The 14,512-nt window shown below is 36.6% G+C and carries 11 protein-coding genes and 1 pseudogene; 4 read left to right on the top strand and 8 right to left on the bottom strand.

Going from position 1 to position 14,512, the window contains the following annotated elements:
• Positions 1–279: 279 nt before the first annotated feature.
• The 3 genes from AACQ38_RS17400 to AACQ38_RS17390 form a co-directional block, all read right to left on the bottom strand.
• Entirely contained in the window at positions 280–4,722 is a 4,443-nt protein-coding gene (locus tag AACQ38_RS17400) for a hemagglutinin repeat-containing protein (protein ID WP_165578687.1), read from the bottom strand.
• 65 nt (positions 4,723–4,787) lie between these two features.
• Entirely contained in the window at positions 4,788–6,455 is a 1,668-nt protein-coding gene (locus AACQ38_RS17395; protein WP_112872335.1) for a ShlB/FhaC/HecB family hemolysin secretion/activation protein, read from the bottom strand.
• Positions 6,456–7,123: 668 nt separating this feature from the next.
• Positions 7,124–7,714: an inclusion body family protein gene (locus tag AACQ38_RS17390; RefSeq protein ID WP_011144713.1), complete on the bottom strand. Its 591-nt coding sequence runs from the start codon at positions 7,712–7,714 to the stop codon at positions 7,124–7,126.
• Between the two features lie 513 nt (positions 7,715–8,227).
• Here AACQ38_RS17390 and AACQ38_RS17385 point away from each other — a divergent pair.
• The 4 genes and pseudogenes from AACQ38_RS17385 to AACQ38_RS17370 all read left to right on the top strand — a co-directional run bounded on the left by AACQ38_RS17385 (position 8,228) and on the right by AACQ38_RS17370 (position 10,106).
• Positions 8,228–8,956 (top strand): LuxR family transcriptional regulator, encoded by a 729-nt coding sequence (locus AACQ38_RS17385; RefSeq protein WP_165578686.1) that lies wholly within the window; start codon positions 8,228–8,230, stop codon positions 8,954–8,956.
• Between the two features lie 429 nt (positions 8,957–9,385).
• Positions 9,386–9,730, top strand: a pseudogene (locus AACQ38_RS17380) (PTS transporter subunit EIIC); the annotation flags it as partial.
• A gap of 30 nt (positions 9,731–9,760) precedes the next feature.
• Positions 9,761–9,895 (top strand): hypothetical protein, encoded by a 135-nt coding sequence (locus tag AACQ38_RS17375; RefSeq protein ID WP_011144716.1) that lies wholly within the window; start codon positions 9,761–9,763, stop codon positions 9,893–9,895.
• A gap of 13 nt (positions 9,896–9,908) precedes the next feature.
• Positions 9,909–10,106, top strand: a complete 198-nt coding sequence (locus tag AACQ38_RS17370) for a DUF7706 family protein (RefSeq protein ID WP_165578711.1) — start codon at positions 9,909–9,911, stop codon at positions 10,104–10,106.
• Between the two features lie 487 nt (positions 10,107–10,593).
• On the opposite strand, the gene AACQ38_RS17365 is transcribed toward AACQ38_RS17370, so the two are convergent.
• From AACQ38_RS17365 to AACQ38_RS17350, 5 genes are all read right to left on the bottom strand, one after another.
• Entirely contained in the window at positions 10,594–10,761 is a 168-nt protein-coding gene (locus AACQ38_RS17365) for a hypothetical protein (RefSeq protein WP_207631908.1), read from the bottom strand.
• A gap of 602 nt (positions 10,762–11,363) precedes the next feature.
• On the bottom strand, positions 11,364–11,747 hold the full coding sequence (locus AACQ38_RS17360) for an immunity 50 family protein (RefSeq protein WP_242685616.1): 384 nt from the start codon (positions 11,745–11,747) through the stop codon (positions 11,364–11,366).
• 506 nt (positions 11,748–12,253) lie between these two features.
• A complete protein-coding gene (locus AACQ38_RS17355; RefSeq protein WP_011144721.1) occupies positions 12,254–12,646 on the bottom strand; it encodes an immunity 50 family protein in 393 nt (130 codons plus the stop codon).
• 9 nt (positions 12,647–12,655) lie between these two features.
• On the bottom strand, positions 12,656–12,811 hold the full coding sequence (locus AACQ38_RS24155; RefSeq protein ID WP_411181912.1) for an HNH/endonuclease VII fold putative polymorphic toxin: 156 nt from the start codon (positions 12,809–12,811) through the stop codon (positions 12,656–12,658).
• A 121-nt stretch (positions 12,812–12,932) separates the two neighbouring features.
• Positions 12,933–13,427: a hypothetical protein gene (locus AACQ38_RS17350; protein WP_011144723.1), complete on the bottom strand. Its 495-nt coding sequence runs from the start codon at positions 13,425–13,427 to the stop codon at positions 12,933–12,935.
• Positions 13,428–14,512 lie beyond the last annotated feature (1,085 nt).

Below are 14,512 nucleotides of genomic sequence, written 5' to 3'. Positions count from 1 at the left end.
AAATTAAACACGATCATAAAAATAATATATGCAGTGAATATATTTAAACAAATAGTTTCCTTTCTAAATATTCCTTTGATTCCAATTTGTGAATTATAGTATTTTTCAAGTTCTAAATTTCGCTTGAAAATTCCAAACATAATTATATTACCAAGTCGTTTATTAATTTTTTGATATTATGAAAAAGCATTAACATTGTCAATTGGAACTATTGAAATATTCAATATAGGTAGCAATAAAAAGATCCCTCATTTGAAGGATCTTTTATAAAAGAACAAATTAATCAGATTTACGATTAATTATTTCGCCATTAGTTGTACTAGTTTCGGTTTCATTACTATACGTTTTCACTAAAGGTATTTTGCCGGACAATACACCTTCTTGAACTGCTTTAACTATTCCGCTAACAGAATCAGGTAATGCAACGTTACCGCCTTTACTATTGTCATAGCTGGTAACAGATTGTTGTTCCACATTTTGGGTATTAAGAATGACATGGCCTTTCTCGCTACCAATCTGCCCGCCAATCAGATGAGTATTTCCTTTTACATCTAAATTAACCCCTTGATTGCCGGAAATAACCGATTGTTCACCGACATTTTCTCGATCTTTAATATCGACATTGCTTTTAAGTTTACCTGTAACCCCATTAATACCTTTAATATTATTAAGACTATTAAACGTAGAGGTTAATCTTTCCTGCCATCCTTTCGGTTGTGGTTCTTCGGTTGGGTTTTTAGATGGATCATCTTTCAATTCCTCATCGTTCGACACATCGTCTTTGGAAAAATCATCCTTAGTTGATTCGTCTTTAGGGATATCGTCACTTTTTACTTTGGATTCTTTCGTGTAATTCATGCCAGCGTCAACACCGACATTTAACCCATGTTCAGTATCCTTACGGCTTTCAACTCGTAGATCACCACCAATACTGCCTTTTACCTGATCCGCCTCTATCCGTGCCCCGGCAACTGTTGTATCACCACCACTGTTGATAACAACATTTTCACCTTTAATATGGCTATTACGTTGGGTCGTTGCTTGCAGGCGATCAATACCGACTTTGACTTCCCCGCCAAAGTTCTGTTTTGTGGTGGTGGTTGTACTGTCATCTTCTGCTTTCTTGATCGAGCTTGCATTTCCGCCATTGCCTTTCAGGTTAAATTCCCAACCATCGTTGTTAATGCGATCCTGAGCAGATACCAGTTCAACATTACCTTGTTTAGCGTTCAGGTCGATTTGCTTACCGGTCACTTGAGCACCTTGCAACGTCAAGTTATTGCCTGCACTCAAAGTGACACCTTGCTTACCGCCAATTTCACTGACCTGAGCTGTGGTACTGTTTTTGCTATCTATGTTGTAACCGCCGCCAAGACCGATATGAACATTCTTGCCCTCTGGCGAATTTCCCCCTTTAGCAGATGCTTCTCCGTTATAACCGGTTGCTGTTTTCGTTGTGCTATTGGTGGCATTATCAAAACGGATATCACCTTTAGCATCTATATTGGCTTTGCCTGAGCCGGCATTCAGAGAGGTACCCTGATATTCAGCATCCCTTTCGACGCGGATATTAATGTCATCCGCTGCGGTAATCCGGCTAGTGACTGCTGTGGTCGTCGTAGTATGGCTGCTTTGCGTGCCACCTTTGCCTTTACCATTCGCAGAAATATCTTCACCGGTAGTGGTATAAACACGTAGGTCAGCATTGCCGCTGGTTTCACTGTGGCTACTTTGGTGGTGGTTTTGTGCTGCTTCACTGGTATGGTTACCGGCGGTTAATGTAACGTTACCTTTATCAGCCCGATATTGAGTGCCCTGATCATACAGTTCGCCATTGGTTTTAATGACGATATCGCTGGCCTGAATAGAGGTCACAACCGTTTCGGACTTTTTGTTCGCAGTCTGGATACTACTGCCGTTGGCGGCAATATCCGCGCCGAAATTAGGTGTGCCTTTTTTGGTTAAAGTGCCATCCAGTGCAGATTTAGCCGGTTCTTTAACCACTTTCTCAATCGGGCGAGTAACAGCGCTATAATCTACGTTGACACCAATATCTGTACCAACCTGTAGTTTGTGATTGGTACTTGATTCTGTATTCGATACAGCCAGATTGCTGACTTTGCCTGCCTCTGCGGTATAGGTGCCATTGACTTCATGCTTCGTCCCTTCCTGAACCAATTCACCGTTGGCTTTAATGTTCAAATTACCTGCGATCTGAGAACCGGAAACAACAGCAGTCGTACTGGTATGATTACTGTTATTTCCTTCATAACGACCATAAATACCGGAACCGACTTTATCGATTCCTCCGGTAAGATAGGCCCCAACGTACTTTTTACTCTGAGATTTTTCTTCGGATTTTTTATTATCCTCGGCTAACAGATGAACATTCTCACCGGTGATTTTAGCATCACCTGTGGTCGTCACCAGATTAGAACCACGTAGAGTGACATCTTTATCAGCATCGATAGTGATGCTACCGCCACTCAACGTGGAAGCTTGCTGTGTTACCGTCTGATTTTTTTGACTGTTACTGGTATGTTCAATACCTATTCCGGCACGATACTGTTTGTCTCCCTTTGGTTGGAAGTGGCTTTGTGGCTCCAGAGAGGTGCTTTGTTTATCTACCTGTTTCTGTTCGCCATAAGAGAGCACCTTGATATTACCGGACGTGTTCAGGCTAAGCGCACCGGTACTTTGCACCCGACTGCCAATGATATTGATATCTTCATCACCGAGTAATTTAAGATCCGCCTCAGAAACCAACTCGCTGCCGTGAGATTTCTGTTGCTGGCTATTATTTCTTTTTGAACCGCTAGTGATATTGAGTACAGTGCCCGTTCGCTCATCAACTTTGCGATTGATATGACTGACCGCATTATCGATGGTTAATTCGCCACTATTAGCATTTACAAAAGCACCTTGGACCGCCTTCACTTTGCTGCCGGTAATGGCAATACCCTCATTGCCTGACAGCAATAAACGCCCATTGGCTGTTAATTCAGATGCATGGTTGGTTTCTTTCAACTCATTGTTGTCTTTATTCTCACCGCCGCCGATCCCTCCCCAGTATTTTTTATCATCACGTACAGCCCGGCTATCAGCCGTTTTCTGAACATCGATTTGCAGTTGTTTACCGGCTTCCAGTGTCAGATTTTGACCTGCATGGACTTTTGTCCCAAGAATTTCAGCACGAGTTCCTGCCTTAATATTAAGATTAGTTCCTGCTTGTAATTCACTGGCAATCAAACGCTCGGTCTGTTTACTCTCTTCCCAACTTCCGGTCTGCAATTTAGCCGTGTGATTTTTTTTGTAACCTGTTTCCGCGCTTTTTTCTGTCTCAGTCAGACCGGCAATTTGAACACCTTTTTTCGCTGTAACCGCTAGCTCACCTTTAGCATCTATTTTGCTGCCAAGGATCTTAACGTCACCTTCTGTCGCATTTAAGCTCGCATTTCCTTTGGCCTGGATATTGTTTCCTGCCTGATGCAGTTTTTCACTTTCCTGAGTTACCTCGTGGCGCCAAGAATAACCCTGTTGGTTATTAATATTTTTAGTGGATTGCTTTAATTGCTGCCCATCTAAAGTGAGATTAGCACCACTCAGATTCACATCATCACCTACGATATCCGTGGCTGTAACCCGGTTATTACTGTTGGCGACTAATGAAATATTTTTGCCTTCAAGCTTAGTACGAGCGAGTGACTGACTACTTTTACTATCATTGGTATAAGAACCGCTGAAATAGCTTTGGTAATTATTGCTACCATCACGGCTATATGATGATTCGCTGACTTTACCTTTTACCTCAATATCATTACCCAAGAGATCAATATTTCCACCGCGTAGATGTGCTGCTTCTAAATTGAGATTACCGTGGGAATCAACAATAATCTCATCACTGGCAGTAAGAGTACCTTGTAAATTAACGCCACTGCCTTTTGCGGTATTGAGTAGACGGATACGCCCGGCTTGCATACTACCGAGATAATAGCTATCCAGCACACCGGTTAACGCTTGCTGAGAATCAATGACTTCTCCTGTGGCTGAGATTTTATTTTCACCACTGATCGCATTAATCTCTTTTTGAGCAGTGACTGAGCCCCGGTTGTCAATTTTAGGTGCGATAAGATCAAGGATCGCATTGGCGATTAAACCATCCGATTTAATTTTCAGGCTATTCTGATTATTAAACGTACTGAAACCTTGCAAATTACCTTGTTCTATCAATGGATTACCCACAACCAGAGAAGCGCGGTTAGTATTGATAAAACCACATCCATTACAGGTGATACCGTTCGGGTTTGCCAGTACATAATCTGCTGCGATACCAAACACTTCCTGTTGACCTAATAACAGGGAAGGGTTCCTGCTGATAACTTCATTCAGAATCAGGTTAGCCGCTTGACCATTCAAATTAGGGTTAGCGGCAAGCTGCCCCGCCAATTGTGATTGACCTTCCTCTAGCCCATTATTTAGGACGACGCCCATCTGGCCAACGTTGTAATCCAGATATTGGTTATGTGACAGCCCGGAAGAGGAGGGCGTCACGATATTCACAACCGTTGCTTTACCTTCGGCAGCGAAAATATCGGGATGGTGTGCTGGGTCGCCACCACCAACGATTTCACTGGCAAAACTGGTAGAACAAGAAACAAGAATGATTGCCATAGAAGCGGCAAGCTTGCCGGTAGGGGATAACCTGAATTTTTTGTTTTTCATACATTAAGTCTCTATATATTTAGTTATATTATTGTGTGTACAGCATTGGGTACTGCTTAAAACCATCAAAAGGTGTAAGAAAAACGGACTAGCACCTGAATGGGTTCATCAGATGCTTGGCGATTGGAAAGTAGCTTTCCTCGACTGGTTTCTATATCGAATACCATGCGTTGGTATCTCAGTGTGGCGCCAGAACTGATTCCGGCGCTGCTTTGCCAGCCTTGTGGGCTGCGATATCCTTGAACCCGACCGGTATCAATACCGATACGCATTGATAATGTGCTGTTGGCGAGGGGGAACGTCCGGGACAGTGTATTTTGCAGATACCAGCCGTTATCCCCGGATAGCGTATTTTTGCTAAATCCCCGGACTGCATTCCGATCAGTGATATTTAACCATTCGACACCGGGCAGACCGTGCCGGTTGTATTGCCCATAAAACAGGTTATTGAGCTGATAAGGCGAGTTGAACAGCATAAAACGCTGATGTAGATTGACCATCAACTTGCCTTTGGTGAACTGCTTATCGAGATAAGCGGTTCCGGTTTGTGCTCCAAACCAAGGCAAACCCTGTTCAACACTCAGATTGAGCGTGATTAATCCGGTTGGAATGATATGTAAATGATTAACACCGAGTTCAAAGACACTCAATGTTTGGCTACTGACGCCAATCTTGGCATTGTCGATGTAATTATTGTAATTCTTGTAAGTTAATTGCCCGCTGACACTATTAATCTGAGATTGATTACGATAGAAGGCAAAATCAGAACGCATGCCGATTTGCTGAGTATCACCATAAATCTTTATTGTTCTCATTTGTAAATGGGGGCGGCTGGCATATTGGGAATAACTACCAAACCCACTGAATGTTGCTGCGCCATAGGGCATTGAATAAAGCAGAGTATAGGCACGGCTATACCGGTTGGATGGGCTATCTAACGTACTACTGGCATTCAGACTGATGAAATCGGATAAACCAAATGGGCTGTCAAAACTGGCATTGGTGCGGACCCGCCATTTCCCAGTACTCTTTTGCCCATAATTATCAGTTTTGATATTCAATAACCAAGGCTTACTGCGCTGATTATGCAGCTTAATCACCGAACCACCATTCACTGTTCCTGGTAAAATATCCAGGGTGGTTTTATTGGACTGTAGCCGGTTAGCCTGATCTAAACCTTGATCGAGCTGCGTGATATTGAGCGGTTGTTTTTCCAGACCGGGAAATAACATACTACTATTCACCCAGCGATCACCGCCTTCGATTTTTTCAACAAACCCTTCGATAACATTTAGCCCTAACTCTCCATCGGTATTAGGCGCAATAAACTGAACACGGGCGGTGATATAGCCTTTACTGATATAAAGATGAGTCAGTTCATGGCTGAGCCGATTGATATCATGACTACTGATACACGCCGGGGACAAAGCGCTGAGCGTACTTAAATCCCGAACAGAGAGCAGGGAGATCCCTTTAAGGTAAACACCGGTTAACGGCAGACATTGCTTAGATTCCGGCAAAACTGGCGCAGGAGTTGACTCAGGGACTGTATTAGCCTGCTGCTTTAGTTGCTGATATCGGCGTTGTTCTATCAGCTGGTTAATTTCCCTGGAACTATCTTGCAGAGTCCTTCTAGCCTCAGTCATTGGCAGATTATCATTTATCTCTGCCGGTGAAGCGATTATCTGAAAGGAAATACAACCTAATATGAGAATAGATATTCTTTTTATCATTAATTCACCGATAAGGATGATATTTTATTCCATAAAACATAAATATAGGGTGATAGCCTGATAGTAATGACATACATATTGGCTAATTTATTCGTTATTAAAGCACACTATTGGTTATATCTTGCTCTGATTAACGAGTGGCGTTTCTTTTATATCTCGATTTTCTATTAGAAATTTTAATTAGTTGGTTATTCGGATAGTAATGAGTTAATAAGAGCCATGATTTTATTGCTTATTAATGAATTAACTTAAGTGGAATAAGTAACAGGTAATGTTTTTTTTAATAATAGCATGAGTTGTACTAGGAAGATTTTTAAAGAAAGGAAAGATTAATCTAAGAAAGTAAGAATAAGCTAAATTTTAATTCACGGTTATTTAGCTTGATAGACGATAATGACAGATGTAATAGTTCATGTAAGTTATTTTAGCTAAAGAAATAGATAATAGAAAGAATATCTGCTGAATTGATGGCAGAATAATTGTCGGAAGATTGTTGAATTTATGGAGGGGAATAGAGTTTACCTGGAGGTTAGAAGATTTTCTTTATAAGGTAATAATATTATTATATAAATTAGTGTTTGTTAAAGATATTTAAGTAAATTGAAAAATAAAAATACTGGAAAACTATTTTGATAATTTTCCAGTAAAAAATGAAAATATACAAATGGTTAGCTATTAGTTACTTCAACATATGGATCGTATCGATAATAACCTAGGAGCTTTTTACCGTCATAAGCGGCAAAGAACCATGTATATTGTTCTACACCGGGTTTATGAGCTATTGCTTGGAAATAACTATCTTGAGATTCGACAAAAATTATCTTAGGTTCATCCTCATTCGCATTAATACCTGAAGGGACCATTGGAACTTTTTTGCCCATAGGGTTCTGTGACCATATTTGTGATGGGACAGAGATGACATCGTCTCCTATACTAAGCTTTTTGAATTTATACAATATAATCGTATAGTCGAAATTATTAGATACAGTTGTAGCCCTCCATCTAATATTCGCATTAATGGGAACTGTGACACGGGCACCAGATGAACTCGCCACTTTCAATCCAAGCTCTGGAGTATAATTAGCTATATATACATGCTGACGGATAACTGTTGGATCTTTAGGATCCAGAGAACTTTTAAGATTATTATTACGAAGATATTCAATAATTGAATCAACATCAATAACAAAGGTTACATCAGCTGTAATAGAATTCTTGGTTATAGCAATATCATCTTTACCCTGAATGACTTCACTCATCATAACACCTCTTTACATATTTAAACTATTTATTGGGAATCGAAAGGTTATTTTGCTTACTCATTATTATTCTAATAACTTTCTTTTTATATAATTAACTATTAAAGTTGAAACAGCTACTGGGATAAATCATAGTTTATATGGGAAAATTACTCATATATATATCAGGTATTGCTTCATATAGTTCAGTATTTCAGTTAATTTATTGTTGTGAAAAATAAAACATGAAGGTTTTAGATTAAAACATTAAATAATCACTTATATTGGCTTGGAAATAGTTTAATATTCTTCATATGACTATAATATGTTTTTATATATATTATTTTTCCTGATTATTAGGATTTCAATCCTATTGATATAATTTCTCCTGTTTACCAATAATACATTGTGATTTATCAGACATTGTTTCTGTATAGCATTAAATAATTATTTACTTTATTAAGTGTAAATTTTTCTACTATAATAAATATTAGGATTCACTATCAATATTCTTAATTTTCAAGAGGACATTGAATGAATATTAATCGACCATATACCTTACCCTATAATTTTCATAAATTAGATGTAGACCCCCATTTTGTAGCTGAAATTTGTGAGCTTATTAACAAAATTTCGGGGTTTAGTTTGTTCTCCCTTTTATTAAAGGCGCGCTTTCCTATCTCTAACCGAGAAGTGTATTTCTTTGATAATTATCATGAATCTTGGCGGGACCTTTATATAGAAAAAAAGTATTGGATGATTGATCCCGTTCTAAATTTCCGGCCTGTGCCACCTTCTTTTTCAAAAATATGGGATTTAGATTTTTTTTCCAAATCTAATGGGCAAGAGCTTTGGTATGTGAATCAGAAATATGGGTTTCGCTCTGGAATCATCTTTGGACTTCCTGCATTTTCAGGAACTGATGGAATATTTTCTGTTGCAGGAAAAGATGGGCCTATTGATAACGAGACAATGTATAAATGTAGTGGAGAAATTTTAGGAGTATATATTAGGATAATAAGATACTTAACATCACACACAAAGTATTTGCAATCGTTCTATATTGATGAAACTTCATTTTCAAACAGAGAGTTAGAAGTATTAAGATATACCGCAGATGGGATGACATCAATTGAAATTGCATCAACCATTTGTGTCACTAAAAGTACAGTTGATTTTCACCTAATGAATATTGTTAAGAAACTGGATTGTAAGAATAAATTCCAGGCAATAGCTAAAGCTGTATTACTTGGCTATATATAACTAATATCAATTTGTAATTATCAGATGATTATATTTTTTACCTTATAGATTAATTGAATGATTAATACTATTACTCAAATGAATTATTAGGAGAATTTGAATAAAACTGAATTTTTACCTTAGTACCGTTGTAAATAGAAGTTGGAGAGATTTTCCTGACAAGATGACAATGATATCTATTCAAAATATAACAGCAGCTTCAACCAAATGTACTTCTCCTTTGGCAGAATAATAATACCACGGTTCTGCCTGTTCTTTGTTCAATATATGAATGATTTAAAGGAGAGTAATGATTGTTTGAGTTGTTTTTAGTGCTCCAACTAAACCAATAATCCTCCTCTAAAATATTTATCAATAGTGAACCACTTCACCAGATAACCCGTAGTGCTATTTATTAAATAGTATCTAATAATATCTACTGGAGTCATTATGCTCACTCAGAAGAAACAGAAAATTACGCTATGGGAATTCTTCCAGAGCTTGGGTAAAACATTTATGTTGCCCGTGGCGTTACTATCATTTTGTGGAATTATGCTCGGAATTGGCAGCTCTCCCAGTAGCCGAGAGGTTATTACGTTACTACCGATATTAGATCACACAGCTTTTCGGTTGTTATTTGCCTGGATGAGTAAAATCAGCTCCTTGGCTTTCAGTTTCCTGCCTGTGATGTTCGCGATTGCTATTCCGCTAGGTATGGCACGTGAAAATAAAGGTGTGGCATCTTTTGCTGGTTTTGTAGGTTTTACGGTATTTAATCTGGGGAGCAACTCTTATTGAACACAACACCAGATTACGGTGAAGGTGATGGACGGTTGTCTGGTGCTGATTCCAGAGAGTGAAGCCACGCAACAACAGCATCAGCAGTACCAGCGGCAACAGGCCCAACTGCGGGAGATTAAGCAGCAGATGCGGGCGCTGATAACCGGTTTTGCGGGTTAAGGGAGAGGATAAAATGAAAGTGGTGATTGAACATTTGCAGGACATTCAGTTAACCCACATTGAAGCGCTGGCCTTGGCCCAACTGGTTAAGCGGCTGAACTGGGCGGAGATACGGGCCTGTGCCGTGAATGACGAGGAAGCGTATCAGATTAGGGATGCCATCGGTAAGCTTCAATCTGCTCTGGCTTACTGTGGGTATGCGCCATGGTAGATCAATAGGAACATCGGAAGATCTGGTGATTGTGAACTGCCTCTCTAAATCTAGTCATTAAATGTTGAATTTAGTTTTTGAGGGCAGTTCATCTATAATTTTATTAACTATTCTTCAAAATAATAGGATTGAAAATAATTCATGTCTTTTTATCTTTTTTTATACCGCACGGCATAGCTCCTTTTTTAAATATAGAAAATATTTCTTCTAATTTAGCGTCTTGATTAAAATAAAATAAATATCGATAAATGCTTATCATATTTAACCTGTCATTACATTCGTCATTTTCTTCATTTAGAAAGTTATCGTATTCTATGTTATCAACTAACCCTTGTTTCTTTCTTATAAGATATAGTTTTCTTTTATCTCATATTTTCTTTAACTTGATCTTGAATAGATATTTTTATTCTGTCAAGGATATCCTTTTCTGCTTTTTTATAATCCTCATGAAGATAAAACTCGGATACCCGATCAGAGAAAAATCACGCTAAACCATATAGTTGCTTGGTATGTCTTGATCGAAAAGAAGCTTTAATGCCCTATCTTTATTATCCATAATTTCATATTCATTAAATTCTTCAATAGAACCGGATAAAAAATCCGAGCTTTTAAAGAATTCAACTGGCTCCATATAAAAATTTATTATCTCACTCATATTGAATTATCCTAAAATTTTACTCCAGAGATCAAAGATGCTTTGTCTTACTTTTTAATTTACGTCTTCCCCCCTGAATATTAGTGTTATACATATCTTTGGATTTAATAATATTGCTATTCTCAATATCTTTTTTAGCTATATTTTGAATGTGAGCTACTTGTTTCGATATGGTATTAATTGATTGATGTAGATTTATTTTATCCAGAGAATTGCATCAGTATATCCGTGATTACCTTGATGTCTTGCCATTGCACTAACTCGTCGGCATTGGCGTGGCATGGGTATTCACCTCGGTAAGAAAGAAGCCAGCCGGAAGCGATTCCGGCTTTTTGCTGTTTCAGAGGAAAAGCAGAATAAAATAGCTAAAATATAGCATATGTATATATTTATTATGAATTTTATATTTTTCTGTATTATTCCTTTGTTTATCTTCTTATTTGTTTTATATTTTTATGATTTTAATTTATATATTTAATATATAAGTCTTACCTTGTAAGCTATTTGTTTTAAACATAAAAATAACAAAGCTGGAAAGATCACGGGGATCTTTCCGGCTTTGTTTAGTGATTTTTATACCAATTTTACAAACACATATCTTTTTATTTTCTTATGTAAACAGAAGGGCCAGTAAGACTTATATGTGAGCAAATAACTTTTATATCTATATCGTTATTTTTAATACTCACTATATTGTTATTATCCATCATTTTAATATCTATTTTTGTAAGCATATCGGTTCCAATTCCTTGCATATTTAAGTTAGAAACACCAAAGCAGTAAATACCTGCTCTACATCTATTAAAATCTTTACCCCATTTATCTGGAGTTTTATCAGGAAGACTATTTACAAGATCAAATGACATAATTACTTTTGGCCCATCCCTTTTTACATCAATGCTGAAAATATCTATCTCATTGATAGATGGTGGATTTGAATAAACTCGCTTCATCAATTCACTACCTGGTAAATCAGTCCAATACATATATATCTCCATTAGTAACTATAATGGTCTACTGTTCCATCAACGCTACCAGTTCTAATATTATCATGAGGTTTCACATTAAAATTAACCTTGATCACCTACACCACCTTGTCCAAATAGGTTTTTTATTTTAATTTAAGATAGGTTGACCATTTTTGTCTGTTAAATAACGTTTCATAATTCTGCTACACATAGCCTTATTCAACCCATTGTTATACATAGAATTATGGGTGGCATAAGATGTAGCACTATTTTGGAATCTTATTTAACATTACCTGATCATATTCTTTTGTATTTTGATGTTTCTGATTAAATACTTATTTGGACGCTGGTTTTTAGGAATGCCAATATCTCTTTTTGCAGCTCTAAGAGCATCTTTTCTGGAATTAAATTGGGTATTACACCCAGCCAGCCAATCCAATTGACCGGATCATGGACATAGCTGTATGCCAAGATAGATCATCAGAAAGCCGGAAGATCTCGTGGGCTCTTTCCGGCTATTTATATTATTTAGTCCATCGTACATCCCAATGCGGTGTAATATCCTCTATTACCATTGTTCTGGTAGAACAATGGAGGTAAAAGCCATCATTTTTTATTGTAATTTCTGTTTTTTCCTTCGTTGATTCAATAATGGGGGTACATTCAAATGCAACTCCTCCCCCATTAATTTCCAATACAGAAACATCAATACATGTCAATGTGATCATAAAACAATTAAACTTTTTCCTCCTCCATTTTTCTGGAATAACGTTTGGTATATTTTTGCTACAGAAAAAAATTTTTAATCTAGATGTGTCATAATATAAAAATTGTTCAAATCCAACATGTTCCATCGATAGTTCATTATTAAACATGAACTTAATTTTTTCTTTAAAAATAGCATGATCAAACCACATTTATTTGCCTCAAGGAAAATTATAATGTTCTGGTAATCCATCGACACTTTTGTTTCTAAATCCATCTCCAGACGCAGGATTATATTCTCTAGGATTAAAATGAGGCCCCTGATTTCCAGGAGTCCCCGGTGGGCCATATATATGCCCTGCGGAATGTTCCTGTATTACTATTACAAAGCCGGAAGATCATGGGGATCTTTCCGGCTGATTTTTCAAAGTTAGTTAATTTTCATATACATGTTTTTCAGCTATAACTGATTATTTTAGATAGCAAAAAGCTTCACTATTAAGATCCTACAATATGAAGCCTATTTATTATGTTAACCAATTCATCATATCTAAACTGTTCGGAAAATACACAGCGTGGATAGCCTATTAAATCTTCCAATGCATCATTATGACCAATAAATTTCCACAAAATAATACCGAGATTATCGGTTAATTTATATGAGTACATATCAAAATAATCCGACCATGTACCTAAATTAACAGAGAAAGATTTTGCTAAATCATATTTTTCATCATCAAAGAGATTCATGTCATTTTCTAATAAATCATAGATTAAATGATGATCATCAAGTAAATATCTCTCATCTAACTTATTTTTATTTAAAATTTCTGTAAGCCCACCAATTAAATATCCATCAAAAAATATTGTATCGCCTAAACTTCCCAAAAAAATCCCGTTAATCCAGAGTCTTGCCCGACCAATTAACTTTTTTCTATTTTCAAGAGAGTATTCAACAGCAAAAGTGGACTTATTTCCTATGATATTTGTCATGATTTACACCCTTTAAATCCTTCCATGTTTCTGGCAAATCTAGGTATATTTTACTTCATTTAGAAAATTATCGTATTCTATGTTATAAGCCAACTCTTGCTTCTTTCTTATAAGATATTATTTTCTTTTTCTCATCTTTTCTTTAACTTGATCCTGAGTAGATGTTTTTATTCTGTCAAGGATATCCTTTTCTGCTTTTTTATAATCCTCATGAAGATAAAATTCAGATACCAGATCAGAGAAAAAATTACTCAAAACCATATAGTTGCCTGGTATGTCTTGATCGAAAATAAGCTTTAATGTCATATTTTTATTATCAATAATTTCGTGTTCATTAAATTTTTCAATAGAACCGGATGAGAATCAGAATTTTTAAAAAAAATTCAACGGGTTCCATATAAAAGATTATTATATTACCCATGTTAAATTATCCTAAAATTTTACTCCAGAGCATCAAAGATGCTTTGTCTGATTTTTTAATTTACGTCTTCCCCCTGAATATTAGTGTTATACATATCTTTGGGTTTAATAATATTGCCATTCTCCATATCTTTTTTAGCTATATTTTGGATGTTAGCTACTTGTTTCGATATGGTATTAATTGATTGATGTAGATTTATTTTATCTAGAGCATTGCATCAGTATATCTGTGATTACCTTGATGCCTTGCCATTGTACTAACCCGTCGGCGTTGGCGTGGCATTCACCGCGGTAAGAAAGAAGCTAGCCGGAAGTGATTCCGGTTTTTTGCTGTTTAAGAGAAAAAAAAGAATAAAATAGCTAAAATATAGACTATGTTAATATTTACCATTGATATTATATTTTTCTGTATTATTATTCTGTTTATCTTCTTATTTGTTTTATATTTTTATGATTTTAAGTTATATATTTAATATATAAGACCAACTCTGTAATCTATTTGTTTTAAACATAAAAATAACAAAGCTGAAAGATCACAGGGATCTTTCCGGCTTTTTACTATTAGCTTAGGGTAATTTTATTTTCCCTTTTTTGACATTAGCTTTAATGTCGTACTTAAAATCTACACAATAGTGATTCAAGACTTCATCTAATTTAATTAGCTT

This window comes from Photorhabdus sp. RW14-46 (assembly GCF_963887965.1).
Lineage (GTDB): Bacteria > Pseudomonadota > Gammaproteobacteria > Enterobacterales > Enterobacteriaceae > Photorhabdus > Photorhabdus laumondii.
Note: the sequence above shows the minus strand (reverse complement) of the source record. Positions and strands in the feature narration are given on the sequence as shown.

Excerpts from the sequence above, each read along its gene's own strand:
- AACQ38_RS17400 (WP_165578687.1), bottom strand. The coding sequence starts at position 4,722 with ATGAAAAACAAAAAATTCAGGTTATCCCCTACCGGCAAGCTTGCCGCT.
- AACQ38_RS17395 (WP_112872335.1), bottom strand. The coding sequence starts at position 6,455 with ATGATAAAAAGAATATCTATTCTCATATTAGGTTGTATTTCCTTTCAG.
- AACQ38_RS17390 (WP_011144713.1), bottom strand. The coding sequence starts at position 7,714 with ATGAGTGAAGTCATTCAGGGTAAAGATGATATTGCTATAACCAAGAAT.
- AACQ38_RS17385 (WP_165578686.1), top strand. The coding sequence starts at position 8,228 with ATGAATATTAATCGACCATATACCTTACCCTATAATTTTCATAAATTA.
- AACQ38_RS17375 (WP_011144716.1), top strand. The coding sequence starts at position 9,761 with ATGGACGGTTGTCTGGTGCTGATTCCAGAGAGTGAAGCCACGCAACAA.
- AACQ38_RS17370 (WP_165578711.1), top strand. The coding sequence starts at position 9,909 with ATGAAAGTGGTGATTGAACATTTGCAGGACATTCAGTTAACCCACATT.
- AACQ38_RS17365 (WP_207631908.1), bottom strand. The coding sequence starts at position 10,761 with ATGAGTGAGATAATAAATTTTTATATGGAGCCAGTTGAATTCTTTAAA.
- AACQ38_RS17360 (WP_242685616.1), bottom strand. The coding sequence starts at position 11,747 with ATGTATTGGACTGATTTACCAGGTAGTGAATTGATGAAGCGAGTTTAT.
- AACQ38_RS17355 (WP_011144721.1), bottom strand. The coding sequence starts at position 12,646 with ATGTGGTTTGATCATGCTATTTTTAAAGAAAAAATTAAGTTCATGTTT.
- AACQ38_RS17350 (WP_011144723.1), bottom strand. The coding sequence starts at position 13,427 with ATGACAAATATCATAGGAAATAAGTCCACTTTTGCTGTTGAATACTCT.